12 protein-coding genes are annotated in these 20,340 nt (G+C 31.6%); 3 read left to right on the forward strand and 9 right to left on the reverse strand.

Annotated features, from left to right (window positions below):
* The first annotated feature begins 14 nt into the window (after positions 1-14).
* The 3 genes from OF365_RS00390 to gatB are packed head-to-tail and all read left to right on the forward strand — an operon-like array spanning position 15 to position 3,145.
* Positions 15-287 (forward strand): hypothetical protein, encoded by a 273-nt coding sequence (locus tag OF365_RS00390; RefSeq protein ID WP_263817650.1) that lies wholly within the window; start codon positions 15-17, stop codon positions 285-287.
* The gene (locus OF365_RS00395) at positions 277-1,713 is read left to right on the forward strand and encodes an aspartyl/glutamyl-tRNA amidotransferase subunit A (RefSeq protein WP_263817651.1); all 1,437 of its coding nucleotides are present in this window, start codon (positions 277-279) and stop codon (positions 1,711-1,713) included. The genes OF365_RS00390 and OF365_RS00395 overlap by 11 nt, the downstream gene beginning before the upstream one ends.
* Entirely contained in the window at positions 1,706-3,145 is a 1,440-nt protein-coding gene (gene gatB, locus OF365_RS00400) for an Asp-tRNA(Asn)/Glu-tRNA(Gln) amidotransferase subunit GatB (protein ID WP_263817652.1), read from the forward strand. Before OF365_RS00395 ends, gatB begins: the two co-directional genes overlap by 8 nt.
* A gap of 132 nt (positions 3,146-3,277) precedes the next feature.
* Here gatB and OF365_RS00405 read toward each other — a convergent pair whose 3' ends face one another.
* The 9 genes from OF365_RS00405 to OF365_RS00445 all read right to left on the reverse strand — a co-directional run bounded on the left by OF365_RS00405 (position 3,278) and on the right by OF365_RS00445 (position 20,313).
* On the reverse strand, positions 3,278-5,287 hold the full coding sequence (locus OF365_RS00405; RefSeq protein ID WP_263817653.1) for a hypothetical protein: 2,010 nt from the start codon (positions 5,285-5,287) through the stop codon (positions 3,278-3,280).
* 51 nt (positions 5,288-5,338) lie between these two features.
* Positions 5,339-9,256 carry a DNA-directed RNA polymerase subunit beta' gene (gene rpoC, locus OF365_RS00410; protein ID WP_263817654.1) on the reverse strand — a complete coding sequence of 1,306 codons (3,918 nt, stop codon included), beginning with the start codon at positions 9,254-9,256 and terminating at the stop codon, positions 5,339-5,341.
* A gap of 19 nt (positions 9,257-9,275) precedes the next feature.
* The gene (rpoB, locus tag OF365_RS00415; RefSeq protein ID WP_263817655.1) at positions 9,276-13,577 is read right to left on the reverse strand and encodes a DNA-directed RNA polymerase subunit beta; all 4,302 of its coding nucleotides are present in this window, start codon (positions 13,575-13,577) and stop codon (positions 9,276-9,278) included.
* A 104-nt stretch (positions 13,578-13,681) separates the two neighbouring features.
* Positions 13,682-15,112 (reverse strand): pyruvate kinase, encoded by a 1,431-nt coding sequence (gene pyk, locus OF365_RS00420; protein WP_263817656.1) that lies wholly within the window; start codon positions 15,110-15,112, stop codon positions 13,682-13,684.
* Positions 15,096-16,457 (reverse strand): phosphopyruvate hydratase, encoded by a 1,362-nt coding sequence (gene eno, locus OF365_RS00425; RefSeq protein WP_263817657.1) that lies wholly within the window; start codon positions 16,455-16,457, stop codon positions 15,096-15,098. Before eno ends, pyk begins: the two co-directional genes overlap by 17 nt.
* 10 nt (positions 16,458-16,467) lie before the next feature.
* Positions 16,468-17,349 carry a hypothetical protein gene (locus OF365_RS00430; RefSeq protein WP_263817658.1) on the reverse strand — a complete coding sequence of 294 codons (882 nt, stop codon included), beginning with the start codon at positions 17,347-17,349 and terminating at the stop codon, positions 16,468-16,470.
* An 89-nt stretch (positions 17,350-17,438) separates the two neighbouring features.
* Positions 17,439-18,923, reverse strand: a complete 1,485-nt coding sequence (gene gpmI / locus OF365_RS00435) for a 2,3-bisphosphoglycerate-independent phosphoglycerate mutase (RefSeq protein WP_263817659.1) — start codon at positions 18,921-18,923, stop codon at positions 17,439-17,441.
* The gene (gene tpiA, locus OF365_RS00440; RefSeq protein ID WP_263817660.1) at positions 18,913-19,653 is read right to left on the reverse strand and encodes a triose-phosphate isomerase; all 741 of its coding nucleotides are present in this window, start codon (positions 19,651-19,653) and stop codon (positions 18,913-18,915) included. Before tpiA ends, gpmI begins: the two co-directional genes overlap by 11 nt.
* A 162-nt stretch (positions 19,654-19,815) precedes the next feature.
* Positions 19,816-20,313, reverse strand: coding sequence for a ferritin-like domain-containing protein (locus OF365_RS00445; protein ID WP_263817661.1), 498 nt, complete (start codon positions 20,311-20,313; stop codon positions 19,816-19,818).
* Positions 20,314-20,340 lie beyond the last annotated feature (27 nt).

Below are 20,340 nucleotides of genomic sequence, written 5' to 3' on the forward strand. Positions count from 1 at the left end.
AAAAGGAGAGTTAAATGAGTAATTACATTAAAAAAGCAATTGATGCTGCCATGTTTAGTGCAAGTGAAGAGGAAGAACAAATTATTACACAGAAAATTAATAACCTAAGAGAAGAAGTTGTCTTGTTCGATCGTTTTATTAAAGAAACAACTCCGTGACACGTTTATATTGCAGCTAGCCCTACTAACACCTTTAGAGAAGATAAATTAGTTTATAATAACCCCCGCGCATTAGAAAGCTTCATTGAAGTACAAAATGGTTATGGAGTTTTAAAAAATGAAAAGTAAGACAATTTTAGAAATTCACGAAGAGCTTTTAAATGAATCAACTAATGTTTTTCAATTAGTTCAACAAGCTATTAAAAAGGACGAGAGCATTCGCGACTTAAACGCAGTAACTACAACTAATTATGAAGAAGCCTTAAAACAAGCTACTAAACTAGATGAAATGCCTAACCACCAAAAAACCGATCCCTTATTTGGAATTGTTTATTCATTAAAAGATAATATTTGTACTAAAGATTTACGTACAACAGGAGGTTCTTTATTTTTAGAAAAATATACTCCAGTATATAATGCTACAGTTTATGAACGCTTATTAACCAATAACGCAGTATTGCTAAATAAATCAAATTTAGATGAATTTGGTTTAGGAGGATCAGGGTTATATTCTGCATACAATCAAGTTAAAAACCCTTTAAATTTAGAACAAGTTGTTGGTGGGTCTTCAAGTGGTTCTGCTGTTTTGGTCCAACAAGGGGTCGTTCAATTTGCTATAGCTACAGACACAGGTGATTCCATTCGTCGTCCTGCATCTATTATGGGTATTGTGGGTTATAAACCAACTTATGGATTAATATCTCGTTATGGTGTTCTACCTTATGCGCCATCAATGGACCATGTCGGCATTTTAGCTCGTCACGTTGAGGATGTAGCAGTTGTCTTAAACGCTGTTAGTGGATATGATGATAAAGATAACACTAGTATTAATACACGCAAGAATTATTTAGCGTTATTGCAGAAAAAAGATATTTACACAATCGCAGTTTTGAAACCATCATTAGAAGCTTTAAAGAATCCGGAAATAAAAAAATTATTTAAAGAAAAAATTGATCAATTAGCTGTTGAATACACTATTCGCGAAATTGATTTTGATTATGACATGATTAAAACTATTAGCTCAGTTTACCAAATTATTTCATATACTGAAGCTTTGAGTTCTTACGCTAATTTATCAAACATCACATTCGGACAACATGACATAGAATATCATAATTATGAAGATTTAATTAAATCGGTTAGAACACAATTTTTAGGCCAAGAATTGAAACACCGTTTCGCAGTAGGAGCATATGTTTCGGCTCCTGAAAATTTTGATGATCTATTAATTCGTGCCATGAAAATGCGTCATGTGTTAGTTAGTGAAATCAATAAAATTCTTGAATCATATGATTTTGTTCTTTCTTTAGGTGCTTATGATTATGCTGAAAAAGTTATGGATGTTTTAGCACATAAATATGAACCACCAGTTCTAGATAACATTTTGCAGCTAGCAAATTTTGCGGGGTTACCATCTTTAACAATTCCCTTTATTAGTAATGAAAATGGCAACATTGGTTTAAATATTACAAGTGGATATAACAATGATGATATCTTGTTAAACATCGGTTACCAAATTAATTTATTAAATAAGAACGGAGACCACCATGCGTAATTTTGAAGTTGTTATCGGTATTGAAGTACACTGTGCTTTAAATACAAAAACGAAAATGTTTTCAAGTGCTTTATTAGATCACGAAGCTTCGGTTAATACAAATATCAATGAAATAGATTTAGCATTAGTTGGTACAATGCCTAATGTAAATATGGAAGCGATACACAAAGGGCTTTTTCTAGCTAAAGCTTTACACATGCAAACAAATCATAAATTTATTTCTTTTGATCGTAAACATTATTTTTATTTAGATTTACCTAAAGGTTATCAAATTACTCAACAATATTATCCTATTGGTTATAATGGTTTTTTAGAAATTAAAAATGAACGTCAACAAGTGCAAAAAATTCGTATTAATCGAATTCATATCGAAGAGGATACTGCTAAACAAACTAACCTAGATAATAAAGTTTTACTTGATTATAATAGAGCAGGATGACCATTGATCGAAATTGTATCAGAAGCAGATATTCGTAGTGCTACGGAAGCAGCGAATTATTTAGAAGAGTTGCGTAAAATTCTATTATTCCATAATATTTCGGACGCGAAAATGGAGGACGGTTCAATGCGTGCAGATATTAATATTTCGGTGCGCTTAATCGGTGATAAAAACTTTAATAACAAGGTTGAGATTAAAAATATTAATTCTATTTCCAACGTCATTAAAGCGATTGAATTTGAAAAACAACGCCAAATAAATGCATTATTGACTAACCAAGCAATTGAACAGCAAACCCGACGTTATGACGATCAGAGTCAACAAACAATTTATATGCGTGATAAGGGTGACGCAGTTGATTACAAATATATTCCCGAACCAAACATCGCTCCAATTTCGCTAAGCAACGACTATTTAAACGAATTATATTTACAACAACCCCAAACAATTAATGATCTGCGTAATTCTCTTTTAAGCGAAGAATTAAATCCGGAATTTATTGAAAATTTACTCGCTGATCGGGAATTGTTTGATGCTTTTAATTATGTTAACAAACAGGTTGGCAAAACTGTTTCTGTTTACAAATGAGTTTGTTTAGAGTTTCTGGGTTTAATTAAAAAGGATAACAAATCTTTAAAAGACATCAGTAAAGATTTATGAGACAAAATTGCCATGATGATCACTATGTTTGAAAAAGGTGAAATCAATGGGAAGCAAGCAAAGAGCTTACTTGAAGAAATCTACAAAACAAACAAGAATCCTAAAGATTTAGTTAAAGAGTTGGGTTATGAACAAATTAGTGATCCGGTATTATTAGAAAAACTTTTAAGAAAAATTCTAAATGATAGTGTTGATAAAAAAGAGCAGTTTAATGATCGTGCTGACCGGTATGAAAAATATGTAATGGGAATGCTGATGAAGGAAACAAAAGCTCAAGCTAACCCTGTTATAAGTTACGAAATTTTACAAAAACTATTACAAGCTAGTAAATAATAAAAAAACACCTGTTTGTGGTGTTTTTTTATTATTTCTATGCTGTGCGATAAAATTAATATAGTTTAAAAAAAGTATTGTTCAAACAAAAAAACACCTTAATTCAAGGTGTTTTTTTAATCTATGAAAAGTTTATTTTTTTAAATTATATTCAAATATAAATTCATTTTTTTCATTTGGAGATTTAAAGAATTGTTTTAAAGCCGGATCATGTTTACCATCAGCGTTGTAAATTTTCGTCTCAACAAATAAATAGCTACGTTTAATTGTATATAGTAAATCTTCTTTTCCTGTGGTTTTTTTGTTTTTTAACTCAGTTAACAAATTGTTTAGTAAGCCTTGTTTTTCTTGCATTTTGTTTTGTGTAATTAATTCTTTGACAGACTCTACACCTTGATCGGGTTTTTTAAGCAATTCCTGGATGGCTTTTAGTTGATTTAAATTAGTTTGCTCATCAGATGTTTTTTGATAATCAGAAGATAAATCACGTGTAAAGAAATCGATTAAATCGATGCTCATATTTCTCAAATCATTTAATTGCATTGTTTTATGAATAGTTAGAATCAATGTTTCAAAAGTTTTACGAACTTCTTGTAAAGCTAAAACAACGTTTTGGTTATCCTTTTGTTTGAATGAATCAAAGTGTTGATCTAAAAGTTGTAATTTATCGTGCAATTCTTTTAGAGGAGGAAAACCTAAAGCTACTTTGTTTTTTAAGACATTTTTAATATCTGCGCTTGTTAAATTGGTAGATAAAAGATGTTTGACTTCAAGAAGCAAAGCATCCACTAAAGCTATTTTTTTAGATATTAATGGCTTAAATACTAGTTTGTTTGCTTCCATTTTTAAGAAATCATATTGGTATGTGACAACAAAACTATTTAATAGGCGGTATAAACGTTTTAATAAATCATTTTTAGCAGTAGTATCTAACGTTTTTATATAGTCTATAACTTTGTGTTTGAAAGTAGGACTTTTTTGCTTATTAATTGATGTTAATAGATCTGAAGGGATCAATTCTTGCTGAGCGTTTTTGATTTGTTCTTTCAAAGCACTAATTTTTTGGGTTTTTTCTTGTTCTTCCGCAAATAATGAGCCATCGATTGCTTTGTATAAATCAATATACTTAGTAGTCAAGAAACCATAAGGTACTTTTTTATTTGCTGTACTATTGTCATATCCACCAATAAATTCTGCAAGCAAACTAATTAAAAGTTTGTCAGTTTCTAATGGTTTTTCAAGATCGTATGTATCAACTAATCGATCAGAAAGTTGCTTATTTAAGACATTAAATTTTGAATCAAATTCCTTGCTACCGATGTAATTTAATAATTGTAATGCTCTTTGTCGAACATCCTTTTCTAATGTTGAATCCTCTAGATGTTTTTCACTTTTTTTGTCAGCTGATATTTTTAAATTAGCAAATAATAAATTAGTTAGATCTAATTTAGCATCGATATCATTATTTAATGCGTTAATTAAAAAATTTTTGAAAACAACATCACACGAAATTAAATTTGTTAAAGATGTTTTTTCGGAAGTAAATTTTTCTTTAGTAAGCATGTCTTGCAGAATTGTTTGAATGCTAATTTGTGTAGCATTTTGCACGTTGAAATTAATCGCTGCATCTAAAGAATTAACAGCCATTTTGTCATTACTTGCTTCCAAATCAAGTATCTTATATAACTCTTTAGAGTATTTATGAGAAACTAATTTAAATGATTTATTAGGACTAATGATGACTTCGATTTCATCAGTTATAGTTTTATATTTATCATTGATTTTTGGAAACTCTAAATAGAAATCGACTTGGTTAGTTTTAGGATTACGTTGAATACTTGAAACCAGTGCCTTAGATAATTTATTAGCATAAACTTTTGGGGTCTTTTTATCTGTTTTAACAGATTTTATAACCACATTAAAATTAGTATCTTTAATTAATTGAATCGTGTGTTCATTTTGATACGGAACTGATGCGTGCACATATAAGTTATTATCTTGAACAATTGTATCGCTCACTTGTAAAGAAAGATCAGAACGATCAACTCCACAAGCTGCTGCTACAGCAATAACAGCAGTACTGATGATAGCACTACCCATGCACAATCAGATTATTTTTTTGTTACTTTTTTTCTTTTTCATAATTAAGTTTTCCATTTCTGTGTACTATTGTGTACACAATTTGTTATGTATTTAGTATTCTTTGGCGTACATTTCTTCACCAAAAGCAATCACTTCACTCGGATCTTTTAAACCCGTACCTGCAGGGATTAAATTTCCTAATATAACATTTTCTTTTAATCCTAATAAATAGTCGCGTTGCGAACGAGCAGCCGCATCAGTTAATGTTTTCTTTGTATCTTGGAACGAAGCTGCAGAAAGGAATGAACCCAACTTAGCTGGCGCATGATCTAAACCAAAGACTTGGTTAATTGCAACTGGCGGAGTTTTGTCAGCTTGTAACATTTGCTGAGCAATTTTGTTAAAGTGGTTGATAGTAACTGTTTCACCAACGAATAAACCAGAATCACCAGGGTTGGTAATTGTTAATTTGTTTGTTAATTGAGCAATAATTACCTCAATATATTTATCAGAAATTTCAATCCCTTGTAGACGATAAACTTTTTGAACTTCTTTAATAATGTAGTGACGCACATTTTCAATTCCTGAAGTTTTTAATAACTCGTTAACATCGATTGAACCATCTGCTAATTTTTGCCCTAAAGTCACTTCGTCATTTAATTTAATACGTAGAATTGGTGATGGTTTTGTTGTATAAATAACACTATCATCGTCATTATAGGCAATTTCGATTTCGTAAGTTCCTGTAGCCTGATCTTTATCAAGACGAACAACTCTTCCCTTAACTTCTGAAATTAAAGCCTTTTCGTTTTCTTGTGGTTGAATACAATCAAACAACTGTTTGATTCGTTCAAAACCTTGAGTAATATTACTATCACCCGCAACTCCACCGGTATGGAATGTACGCATGGTTAATTGAGTACCTGGTTCACCGATCGATTGAGCCGCAATAACCCCGATAGCCGTCCCTTTTTCGATTAACTTGTTAGTTGATAAATCTATACCGAAACATTTTTGGCATAAACCTGATTCACTCAAACAGTGTAGGGGTGAACGAACTTCAATTTCCTTGATATCTGCTTGTTCAATTTCTTTAGCTTTCTCAAGAGTGATTAATTGATCTTTACCAACGATAAGATCACGTGTATTTGGATAATAAACGTTGCTAATAGCATAACGTCCAACAATTCTATCTGATAGTGGTTCAATAGTGACGTTTTCTTTTGTATTTCGAATTTCACGAACAAGGATTCCATTACGAGTGTTGCAGTCTAATTCATGAATAACTACAGATTGAGTTGAGTCAACTAATTTTCTTGTCATATAACCTGATTTAGCGGTTTTCATAGCGGTATCGGTCATCCCTTTACGAGCACCGAATGAAGAGTTAAAGTATTCAGAAACTGATAAACCTTCAATAAATGAGTGTTTAATTGGGATTTCAATAGTATCACGAATAACATTTGATTTATGTTTTTGATCATAGTTATATGATTTCGACATTAATCCCCGCATCCCTGCTAATTGGGTGAAGTTAGAAGTATTCCCTCTAGCACCCGATTTAGCCATAATTACAATTGGATTTTCAGCGTATTCTTCAGATTTAATTAATTCTTCGATATCCTTGGTAACTTTGTCTTTTGTTTGAGATCAGATTGCCACAACTTGTGTATAACGTTCATCATCAGTTAGTTTCCCATCTAAATAGAATTCTTTTAATTTCGCTACTTGGTGATCTGTTTCTTTAAAGTATTCATATTTTTTATCATATGATGGGATATCGAAAGCAGAAATACTTGTAGCTGAAATCATTGAATATTTAAAACCAAGTGCTTTAATTTTATCCATTGTTTGTGGCACAAATTCTAGTTCATATTTTTTGTATAAACGATCAATAACAGATGATAACGTCTTCTTTGTTAATGGTTCATAAATTTTATAACCAGCAAAGAAGTCATTAAAACTTTCGCCATTGCCGACAATTTCGTGAGCATTTTTATCGTATAAATTATTAACACTATTAATATATGGGAAATCAATTGGGAAAGCTTGGTTGAAAATAATTTTTCCAACTGTTGTAATTAAAATACCATTTTTTTCAAAGTGCTTAGCTTTAAAAGCACGAGTACTAATTCCGATTGTTTGATGGATGTTAACATTACCCACTTCATAAGCTCGAATAGCTTCATCTTGAGAAGCAAAAATTCGTAAGTAATTTCGAATGTTTTCGTTATCGGGATTATTTTTTAATAAAGTTTGAATTTCAGGATTGATTTTTTCTTTTGTAAGATAGTAAATTCCTAATACCATATCTTGGGTTGGTGTAATAATTGGCTTACCATCTTTAGGTCCTAAAATATGTCAACTAGCTAAAAGGATTGAACGCGCTTCAGCCACAGCTTCTTTACTTAATGGAATATGTACAGCCATTTGGTCCCCATCGAAGTCGGCATTAAATGCTGTAGTTACTAACGGGTGTAAACGAATGGCTTTACCGTCAACCATTTTAACTTCAAAAGCTTGAATTCCTAGACGGTGTAATGTTGGTGCGCGGTTTAAAATAACAGGACGTTGCTTGATGACTTTTTCAACAACAGGTCAAATGATAGCATCTTGCTCAAGAATTTTTTGTTCAGCAATTTTAATGTTGGCACAAATAGGTTGGATATCAAAACCATCCTCATCTTTCTTACGGATTAATTCTGAAATAATGAAGGGTCTAAATAATTTTAAAATCATTAAAGCAGGAATCCCTACTTCATACATTTTTAATTCTGGGCCAACTACAATTACACTACGACCAGAGTAGTCAACACGCTTCCCTAATAAATTTTGACGGAATAAACCTTGTTTCCCTTTTAAATGGTTTGACAATGATTTTAATGGGCGTTTATCCTTACCAACTACTGGTTTTTTACGCGAATTGTTATCAAATAATGAATCCACAGCTTCTTGTAATAAACGTTTTTCATTATCTAATAAAATATCTGGTGCATCCGTACCGATTAAAGTTTTTAAACGTTCGTTACGAATAATGATTTTTCTATAGAATGTATTGATGTCACTTGTTGTGAAACGTCCACCATCTAAAGAAATAATAGGACGCGCTTCACTAGGAGTAATTGGAATACGAGTTAAAATCATTCACTCAGGTTTAGACCCCGAATCTTTAATTCATCGAACACATTCTAAACGACGCAATAAACGACGCGTTTTTTGATCATTAGCATTTGCAGAAGCTTGAATTTCTTTTTTGATTTCTGCATGTTCTTTTTCTAAGTCAAGATTAGCTAATAATTCACGAATAGCCTCAGCTCCGATTCCAAAACGGATGCCTGTTTGATCTTTGATGAAATTCATAATTTCTTTAATTGAGAAAGGTGCATTTGAATCTTTTAAAATCAAATCATAAGTTACTGCCAAACGGTATTCATAATTTTCTTTTAAATCATCTTTGTTATCTGCTTCAGCCGCAATTCGTTCTTGGATATTACGTAGTATACGACGCAATTTATTACGTGAAGTAATGGAATTTTTAGCAGATGTTAAATCTAAGACTTCTTTTTTCTTGAAGACTGTTAAATCTTGTCATGAGTTATCACGATGCCCTTCATCTAGAACAATATAGTTAACAAAATAAACTACTTGATCCACTTCTTTGTATGTAATATCTAACAACAATGAAATTTTTGAAGGTGATGGCAATTCCTTAGTAAATCAAATATGAGCCACAGGACTAGCTAATTCAATGTGTCCCATACGTTCACGACGGACGATTGCTTCGGTAATTTCAACACCACAACGTTCACATGTTTTTCCTTTGTGTTTTACTTTACGATATTTCCCACAATAACACTCATAATCCTTGCTTGGACCAAATATTTTTTCATCAAACAAACCATCTGGTTCAGGTTTTAATGATTTATAGTTAATCGTTTCTGGTTTAGTTACTTCACCATATGATCACTTTAAAATTTGTTCAGGAGAAGCAATCCCTAATTTTAGTGATTTAATACTTTTACGTTTCATAATTTAATCTCCTTTGATTTTAAAAGTTATCTTCTAATAAATCTAAATCGTCTTCATCGTCAAAACGGTTTTCATCAAAATTATTTTTAATAATAAATTGACGAGTTTCTTGTAGATGTTCTTCTTCATCTAAACGATCTAATTCTTCTTCTTTGCGTTTATAGTCATTTAATGTATATTCATTAATGTCGATTTCGCCTTCGTCCGTCTCCACTGACATGCATAATGCCAACCCTTGAATTTGTTTTGTCAATAAGTTGAATGATTCAGGCATACCACTTGAAGTAATATCCCGGTTTTTAATAATTGCATTATATGCTTGGTTTCGTCCTTGTACATCGTCAGATTTGATGGTTAGGATTTCTAGTAAGTTATAAGCTGCCCCATAAGCTTCCAATGCCCAAACTTCCATTTCCCCAAATCTTTGACCACCATTTTGTGATTTACCACCTAATGGCTGTTGTGTAATCTTAGAGTAAGGTCCAACTGAACGTGAGTGAATTTTATCATCAACCATGTGGTCTAGTTTTAACATGTATGTATGACCGATTGAGATTAACCCATCAAAGGCATCACCTGTTCGTCCATCATACAACACTTGTTTACCTTTTTTCTCTTTAATATCTATTTCAGCCTCGTTCATAATGGCTACTAAATCATCTGTTTTTACACCATCAAAAACTGGTGTGGCAACCTTAATAGCTACATCATCAAAAGATAGTCCAAGACTGTTTAAAATGATTAGTTGATCTAAAACATCGATTTGTTTTGGATCAGTAATCTTTTTATTTTCAATAAAGTCTCTCATTTTACCATATAAACGTTCGGCTACAATATCTGTTAAACCAAATAGCGAAACATATTTTTCATATCCTTGGTTGTTGAATGGAATATTAATTAATTCTTTCTTTCCAATTTCACTAGCTGCATAACCTAAATGCAATTCTAGAATTTGCCCAATATTCATCCGTGAAGGTACCCCTAAAGGGTTTAACATAATATCTAACGGAGTTCCATCGGCCAAGAAAGGCATATCTTGGATAGGAACGACTTTGGAAACAATCCCCTTGTTTCCGTGACGCCCAGCCATTTTATCCCCAACTTGGATTTTACGTTTTTGAACAATATAAATCTTAACAATTTCTAAAACATCGTCAGGTAATTCGTTATTATTTGCCTCTGTAGCTTTGATACGTTTAACAGCTGCAACGATCCCTTCTTGACCATGTTTAACTTTCATAGATGAATCCTTGACACTCTTTGATTTATCGCCAAAAATTGTTTGCAATAATTTATCCTCGGGATTGACATCAATGTTTCCACGTGGTGTTGTTTTTCCTACTAAAACATCACCCTCGTGAACTTCAGCTCCAACAAAAACAATTCCATCTTTGTCTAAAAAACGCTTAGCATGATCTGAAACGTTTGGCATATCACGTGTAATCTCTTCGTCCCCGTTTTTGGTTTTAACACATTGCAATGTTAATTCATCAATATGGATAGAAGTAAAGACATCCATTGAAACTAGACGTTCAGAAATGATGATAGCATCTTCGAAATTATAACCAGATCAAGTTGTATAACCAACAAGAACGTTACGACCTAAAGCTAACTCACCATTTTGCATCGCTGGACCATCGGCAATAGTTTCGTTGGCTGATACTTTTTGGTTTAAAGAAACAATAGGAGTTTGGTTATTACATGTATCTTGGTTTGATTTACGATATTTGATTAATTCGTATGTGTGGTCTGTTTCATTTTCATCTGTAACCACAATTTTTTGCGCATCAACATAGCTAATTGTTCCGCTTGTTTTTGAAATAACAGCCATACCTGAATCGTGCGCAATTTTATATTCTGTCCCTGTACCAACTATTGGCGCATAAGGTTTAATTAAAGGTACTGATTGACGTTGCATGTTTGAACCCATTAAAGCACGAGCACCGTCATCATTTTCGATGAAAGGGATAGCAGAAGCAGCGATAGAGACTACTTGTCGAGGGACGATATCTATATAATCTACTTGTTCAGGCTTGAACAAACCTGTAGAACCACGGTATCGACAAACTACTTGGTCATTTGTAATTCGGTAATTTTCATCTAAATTAACTGCTGATTCAGAAATGATAAAGTTATCATCTTCATGAGCTGTTAAATAAACGTGTTCTTGAGTTACCACACCGTTATTAACTTTAAAATATGGAGCAACAATGAAACCGTTTTCATCAACCTTAGCTAATGAAGCCAATGACATAATCAACCCGATATTCATCCCTTCTGGAGTTTCGATTGGACAAATACGAGAATAATGTGAGTGGTGAACGTCACGAATATCTAAGTTAGGGTCTTCCCGACTAATCCCTCCGGGTCCCATTGCAGAAATACGACGTTTGTTTGTTAATTCAGCCAATGGGTTTTGTTGATCAATAAATTGAATTAGTTGGTGAGAGTTAAAGAAATCTTTGATTAATGTTTGAAATTGCTTTGTATTAACAATTGACTTAACAGTAACTGCACGTTTCTTTTCTTCTTCTAGTTCATTTTTTTCATCTTCGTCCAAATTGGCATTATCTGTATAGTTAGCGATATTAGCATTTGAACCATCAGAAATTGCTAATTTTTCACTGATGAATTTTTCAATACGACTCATACTTGTCGCAACACGTGCACGCAATAATTCATGAATTAATTTTAATCGCTTATTACCTAAGTGATCCACTTCATCAAAATCACCAATATCATAGTTTAAATTGTAAATATAACTACCAACAGCAATTAAATCAGAGATTGTAAGTGTTTCTAAATCGTTGTTAGTTCCCACACCAATAATTCGTGTTGTCTCAGTTCGTTTATCATTATCTTTATAAACGTCAACTGATTCGTAATCTAAATATTGTTTTAATGAAGATTCATGTGCACTTGGCAATAGAGCAATTTTTTTAGATCATTTTAAATTATTTGTTTTTGAAGCTTCTTTAATTAATTCAATATGTTCCTTAGTAATCAATGTGTTTTTTGGAACTAAAACAATATTGTCTTTAGTTAAGATATCTTCGGCAATAACACGCATGAATAAACGATCAGTTAATAATAATTTCTTCTCGAATTTATAACGTCCTGCTGATGAAATGTCATATAAACGTTTGTTGAAGAAATGATGTTGTAAAGCTAATTGATATGAAATTTGACGATTATCAACAAGAGTTCTCAAATACTCTGTATTTTTAATATTAATAGCAAGAGATTCTACAATATCCTTAGCTGCTTTTTCTGAAATAATTTCATCAACTAAAGCCGCTTTTTCTTCGTAAAGTTTTTTATTGTCTTTTTTAAAAGTTGATGTTTCTTCGTTATTGTTATCGTGTAATAAATCATCAATTTTGTTAGAAACTACAAGGTAATCAAAAACCAAAACTTTTAACTTTCCAATTAAAGCTGTATTTGAATTGATTAATTCAGAACGTAATTCTTCTGTTGACTTATGATCATTTCTATCAAGGAATTCGTTGATTTCGCCCATCATTTTGCTAATGGTTTCATCGGCAATATTGCTTTCAAAAACTTCTTTATCATTGTATTTTTCGTTAGCTAATGATTCGACAATTTCTTTTTCGTTACCATAAATATTTAAAATTTCTTTCGTTGTTAAACCGAAAGCTTTCAAAATTGTTGTAATAGAAAAAGTTACAGCATTATCACCTGAAGAATCACGAGCAACAATTTGGACAAACTCTTTATCTTTTGGTAAGAATCCAAGCATTAAAGTACCTTTAGAAGGGAAAATTTCGCAAATTCGACCTTCAAATAAACGTTTACGAGAACCGTTTAATTTAATTGATGATTTGCTTAATACATAAATACCTGGTGAACGAACAATTTGAGAAATTACAAATTTTTCGATACCATTAATAATGAATGTCCCTTGTTCAGTCATTTTTGGAATAGCACCAAGGTAAATGCCTTCTTCATCGCGTTTTTTCGTTTTCTGAACTTTTTTAACTTCTCCAGTTACGTTGTCAACTAATTGTAAATCAATATAAACTGGCGTTTCATATGTTTTGCCTTCGTTTCGACAAGCAGATTCTGATTTAATTGGATCTGTAACCTTTAAATCAACAAACTTTAATGTATATCGACCTTGTGGCGAATTAAGGGGAAAGATATTTGCTACGACCTCTCGTAAATCTTTTTCCATAAAACGTGCAAAAGAATTTACTTGGACCTGCAGTAAGTTCGGCCCTTCGAAGTCTAATTTCGTTTTTGAATAGTCTCGACGGACAGTTTTTCTAGTGATTTGTTTTTCACGATAATTTTGATTCATATTCTAACCTCTTGTGTAAAATGAAAAAGTCTATATAACAAAAACGTTAAATAGACAATATACTTTTAAATTATACTATAAATATAATATAATATGATAAATTATTAAATATTTATGATAAGCAATTCGAACGCATCTTCGCTCTCTTGCAAGATTTCAGCTAATTCTTTTTTAGTTTTTATTGGGTTTTTATTAAAAATTAGGTTAACATCACGTAAAATCAAGTTATTCTTAATGCGTTCAGTAATGTTAAAAATCGTGGTAAATCCAAATTCGTGTTGTGCGATATCTTGGATTGTACGTGCTTCTGTTTGAGATGTATTAACTAAAAGATATTTCGGTTTTTTTGATTTTTGCAAACTAAATTCTAGAACATCTTTTTTTAATTTTCGCTCAATTTCTAAATGGCAAATATCCTTTTGGATGATTTTTGAATTAAAGAAGGTTTTTTCTGTTTCAAAAATAATTTTATTTAACACATTCACTGCGTTCACTGGATCAATTCCAGCTGCTGTTTCACCTGATAGCATGACTGCATTAGCGCGTGCTTTAACTGCGTGATAAACATCGTTTACTTCCGCTCTTGTTGGTAAAATATTCTTTTCTAATGAGTCTAGCATTTGCGTGGCAACAATAACTGGTTTTTTAGCTAAATGACATAAGCGAATAATTTTTTCTTGATAAAAAGGGATGCGTGCATAATTAATTTCTAATCCCAAATCTCCGCGCGCAATCATAATAACGTCAAATTCAGCAATTAAACTATTAATATTATCAATAGCTTCTTGGTTTTCGATTTTAGCAATTAGCCGAATTGATGTGTTCATATTCAACGAGTTAATATAATCATAAACTTGTTGCAATTGAGTTGAATTGGCGATGAATGATAAAGCTAAGAAATCAATCTTATTTTCTATAGCTTTTTTAATATCATATTTGTCTTTATCAGAAAGAAATGGAATGGAATATTTAGTATTAGGGAGATTGATACGTTTGTTTGTTTTTAACTCAAAACTATTAAAAGATTTAACTTTGATGATTCCTGCTTCTTTATCCACTTCGACAGCTTCAAACACTAATTTACCATCATCGACTAAAATTTGAGAACCAACTTTAACATCATCAGCCATACTATATGTGTTTGTTACATCAGATACAGAGAAACCTTTATCATCCCCTACGATTTGTTTTTTGGTGTAAATAGATAATATTTCATTAGCCTTAATAAAAACGTTATTACACATTTGGCCAACACGGATCTCTGGACCTTTTGTATCAAAAATAAACTGCACACTAATTTTCAAACGCTCAGCAATTTCGCGAATTCAATTAGTAATGAATAAATGGTTGTCAATAGTATTATGTGATAAATTTAAACGAAAAATATTAACTCCGCGTAGAATTAAATCAGTAATTTTTTGTTCAGCAACCCGGCGTTCATTAGCAAATTGCTCATCGTTGTATCGGTGTGGATTGTTAATAGAACCAACAATAGCTGGTCCGACTGTAGCAATAATTCTAGTTTTTAAAAACATAAATAATCTCCTTTTCCTTAGTTTTTTGCGATTTATGAGGGGTATAAACTAATTGTTCTTGCAACTCGGCTTGAATTTCAAGAATACGATTATATTTAGCAACACGTTCACTACGGGATAAAGACCCTGTTTTAATCATTTCTGCACCAACACCAATGGCTAAATCTGCAATGAAATCATCTTCAGTTTCGCCAGATCGGTGGGAAATAATAATGCGCATGCCATTTTTTTGGGCTAATTGGATAGTTTCAAGTGTTTCACTAATGCTACCAATTTGGTTTGGTTTAATTAAAATAGCATGGCTAGCCCGTTTATTAATTCCTGATTGCAAATACTTCATGTTTGTTGTATATATATCATCACCCACAACCTGTGCAATTTGTTGTTTTGTTAAATTAATAAAACCGAATCAATCGTTTTCATCAAACGGATCTTCGATAGATATAATAGGATAGGATTTAACTAGGCCAACCAAATGTTCAGTTAATTCCTCTGTATTTAACATATGGTCCTTCTTACCAATGCGTAGTTTATACTGCTTGGTCTGTGAACAATAAAATTCGGAGGCTGCAACATCCAGCGCTAAACCAACGCCCTGATGATATAAAGATTTTTGAAAATGAAATTTTTCAACTAATTGATAATTAGCTTGCTTGATAGCTTGAATAATTAATTCCAAAGCTTGCTTGTCAGTGGATAATTGAGGAGCGAATCCACCTTCATCACCTTTGCTTGTGTGCAATCTATTTTCTTTTAAAAGATTGTGTAATTGATAAAAAATTTCAGCACCAACTTGGATAGCATGCGGAAAATTTTGTGCTCCAACAGGCATGATCATAAACTCTTGAATACTTAAATCATTATCAGCGTGGGCACCACCGTTAATGAAATTCATCATAGGAATAGGTGCATAATAATGCGGGTCTTGATTGTTCATTAAATCTTCTTTAATAAATTGATAAACAGGTTTTTGATAAGCGTGTGCGACTGCTTTCACTAAAGCGGTACTTAAGGCTAAGATAGCATTGGCACCATATTTATTTTTTTGAATATCATCACTTTGAATAAGTAATTTATCAAGTTCATAAAAATTTGCTAACTTTTGATTAATTAATAACGGAGCGAGATGATGATTAATATTATTAATAGCTTTAAGGACGGATTTATTTGCATAATAATTAGGATTATTATCACGTAATTCTAAAGCTTCCTTACTCCCTGTTGAAGCTCCCGATGGAACTTTGGCGTAAACGTATGAGTTATCTGACAACTGAAAACGCACTGCGATGGTTGGGTAACCTCGTGAATCAAGGATCTGGTAGGCTAAGATATTTTTAATGTACATTTTGACCTGCTTATAAATCTAATTCTTGAAAGATGCGTTCTAGATCTGCATCCGGCACAGTAATCATTTGTTTTTTATTTTTTTTAGAACGATCTATATTTAATTTATTGGGATTATATTTGTGTGGTTTTACCGGTTTTTCCTTGATTGGTAAAAGATTAATGAATTGAATAGTTTGGATTAAATAAAAAACAACCATAATAACAAAGAAAATAGTACTAATTGTGTATGTGAAATAAATTAATCCATTTGCATAATAATCGTTGCTAAAATTATATGAACCATTATAGAAAAAGATAGAAGGGTTAATGGTTGTATCGTTGATTTGTTTTAACATACTAGTTGAATCATTAATGATCGGTAAATTATAGTGTTGTATCAAGCCACTAAATAATTGTATTTTTTGACTAGCTGTTAAATTTAAATGATTAACTATAGTTCGTTGATAGTCGTAATAGACTTGATTTAAAAGAGTGCCTATTTTTGGTTGTACAGAACTAACTACAAATAAATAAATTATTACGAGATAAAAAGCGTTAATTAAAATTATAAAAACCAATGTTTGGCGAATTAATTTTAATTTAATGCTTAATCCTAGAAAATAAAAGAACGAAGCATGGAAAAGAAATAAAACAAAGATCATACTGATTCCATTATCACTTAAAATAAGACTATACTCAAAACGTGTATTGTGTTGAAAATCAAAATTAGTTAAAGCTATTTGATAATCGTACATAAATGTAGCGTGATGTTTAATTTGTTCCTGATGTGCCAAAAAATCAAGGCCATTTGGTCTTGAAATACTAGCCACAAAAAAATAACAAAAAGTTAGCAACGAAAGTGTGATAAAGAGAAAAATTGAGACCTGATAATGTTTAATTCATTTATTCATATATTCACCGGTGTTTCTAATTCTTTATTTTATCATTTTTTGGTATATTTTTCAATACTAATAACAATATATACCTTTCTCGGACAATATTATTCAAGTTTGTCAATCATTGATGGTAGCATTTCCTGTGGAATAGTCATATTTCAATAATCAAGGATAGTAGCTGCAATGTGAGCGATAGTAAAATCGGAATTCTTTAGTTTAATATTTGAATCGGTAATAATAAAGGGAACCGGATTTGTTGTGTGGCTTTTGCAAATACAATTGTCTTCATACATAACTTCAGCATTGCCATGATCTGCTGTGATTATCATTGTTTGTTTTTTGGTTTCAACAAAAAAGTTATATAAATCAGCCAAAGTTTTATCTAAAATCTGAATACTTTTAACTGTTGTTAAAAGATCGCCAGTGTGACCTAACAAATCAGCATTAGCGTAATTAATTACAAAAAAATCATAATTAGAATACTCTTTCTTAACGGTTTGTGTTAACAATTCCGCGCTCATACCAGGTGTTTCTAGATAATTTTGAACTTGAGGTGAGGGAATGTGAAAAAAATGTTTATACGGATGTGCTCGTTTTGTTTGACCATCAAAGAAATAAGTTACATGCGCATATTTTTCAGTTTCTGCTATTCTGGCTTGCTGGATTTTATGTTGTTTCAAAACATCATCCAAAATATTTTTTAAAGACGGCTGAGCAAAAAGATATGGTAAATCTGTTTGTTTTAAGTGAGTAAGACTGAAAATATTGATATCTTGGATTTGTCGAGGGTTTTGATATAGAAATTGTTTTTGTGGTTTTAATAAATGAATTAATTGGAGGATACGATCAGCTCTGTAATTAGTTATTATAATGGTTTCATTGGGTTGTAATATTTCATCGCCAAGACTAATAGGATCAACAAATTCATCGCTAATACCCTGAGATTCATGGTTAATTATGAAGGATTTTAAATCTGTTTGTTTTTGTTTAATAAACATAGCATCATAAGCCTTTTGGACACGATCTCAACGCTGATCACGATCCATAGCGAAGTAACGACCACTGATTGACTTAATGCTTACTTTATGTTTTTGTATAAGTTCATTCAGTTCTTGGTAATGATTTTTAAAAACCATCGGTTTTGTATCACGACCATCAATAATTAAGTGTAAAACCACATGTTTGTTTTGTTGAATTAAATAACGAATCAAAAATAGAATATGTTCATGATTTCCATGCACTTGACCGTGTGAATAGATCCCAACTAAATGCACACGCACCCCTTGAATAGCATCTAGTAAATCGTGCCGAAAATTAGGTTGTTTAATTTTTTGATTAATATACATGTTATCAGTATAAATTAAACGACCCGCACCAATTGACATATGACCGTGCTCAGAGTTGCCAAATTGATCGTGCTTCAAACCAACAGGTTCCCCGGAAGCGTGTAATTGTAAAAAAGGGTATTTATTCATTAAGGAATTCAGAAAAGATGGTTTAGCTTGTGAAATGGCATTGGTAGGTGATGGGTTAGTTAAACCATAACCATCCAATATTACTAAAGCAATTTTTTTACGTTTATTCTTCATTTTTATTGACCTTTAAATAATTTAAGATTTCGTTCGTTTTTTGTACATCTAAACTGGCACCACCAATTAGCAAACCATCAACAACTTTGTTAGTTAAGATGCCTTGTGCATTCTGAGCGTTAACACTTCCGCCATAAAAAACAGGAATATTGAAATTAGTACAATTATAAAAATAACCTTTAATTCCTTTTAACATGTAGTCAATGTGTTGGTTTGTAGCAGTATGTGTTCCACCAATAGCAAAGATTGGCTCATAAGCAATCATTAAATTCTTATAATTAGCAAAATTAACTGTTTCTTTAATTTGGTTAATAACATAGACTAAACTTTCTTTTTGATTGTAAACATCCTCATTCTCACCAACACACAAAATAACTTTTAATCCAGCTTTCAATGATTGTTTAACACGTAGATCGACACTTTCTTGGTTCATAAAAGAACGTTGTTCACTATGTCCGATAATCACACCAGGAATGTCTAAGTCCTTTAATTGAGCTACGCTGTTTTGACCTGTGAAAGCGCCGCTTTGGTGCTCTGATATATTTTGAGCAAATAATTGAATGTTTTTTTGGTTAAATTCAGCTTGGTATAGTGCTAGATAAAAATCACTTACACCCAAAATTAAACTAACATCAGCGTGTAGTGATTCGGGGTAGTGAATTCTTTCTAGATAATCCATCAACAAAGCCTTGCTTGTATTCATTTTAAAATTAGCAACTAAGTATTTCATATTTCCTCCTCTGTTTATTTTAATTATACAAGTAGGAATCTTTAGTTTGGCAAAAAATCAGAAAGGAGAGAATCGATCTATAAACAATCTAAGGCGACAAATATAATTTAAGGGTAAAAAAAAGAAGGTTTTCACCCTCTTTTTAAATTCGAAACGATAATTCTATTCTTCGTCTAGTTCATGAATTAAATGATCAGCTAAAGAGTTGTTGTCCGCACAATTTTCGATAATATCGATAACAGCAGCAACTTCACTTGAATCCTTAACGCCGTCTTTAATAAATCATTGTAAAAATTCAAAAGATTCATAGTCGTTAGCTTTTAATGCTACACCAGCAGCTTCTTGCAATTCAACTCGAACTGCCTCTTCATTTTTTAAAACTGCTTGGAAAACATCAAGAACTGTTTTATATTCAGCATCGTTAGCTTTAAAACTAATATCTGATGCTAAAGGGATATCTGCATTTATAAAATAAGCTAACATCTTATCTTTATGAATACCAGTTTTATCAACGCTTAAGTTTTTTAAAAACTCTCCCGCATGTGGCATTTTAAACTTTGAATCAACTAAATAAGCTAATTGAGCGTATTCCAAACCTAATTTAAAATTGACGTTATAATGTTTATTCAAAACATTAATCACTTCTTTTGTTTTAATCATAATTTCAACTCCTTTTTTATCATAAAT

The organism is Ureaplasma zalophigenitalium, from assembly GCF_025780055.1.
In the GTDB taxonomy this organism is placed as follows: Bacteria; Bacillota_I; Bacilli_A; order Mycoplasmatales; family Mycoplasmoidaceae; genus Ureaplasma; species Ureaplasma zalophigenitalium.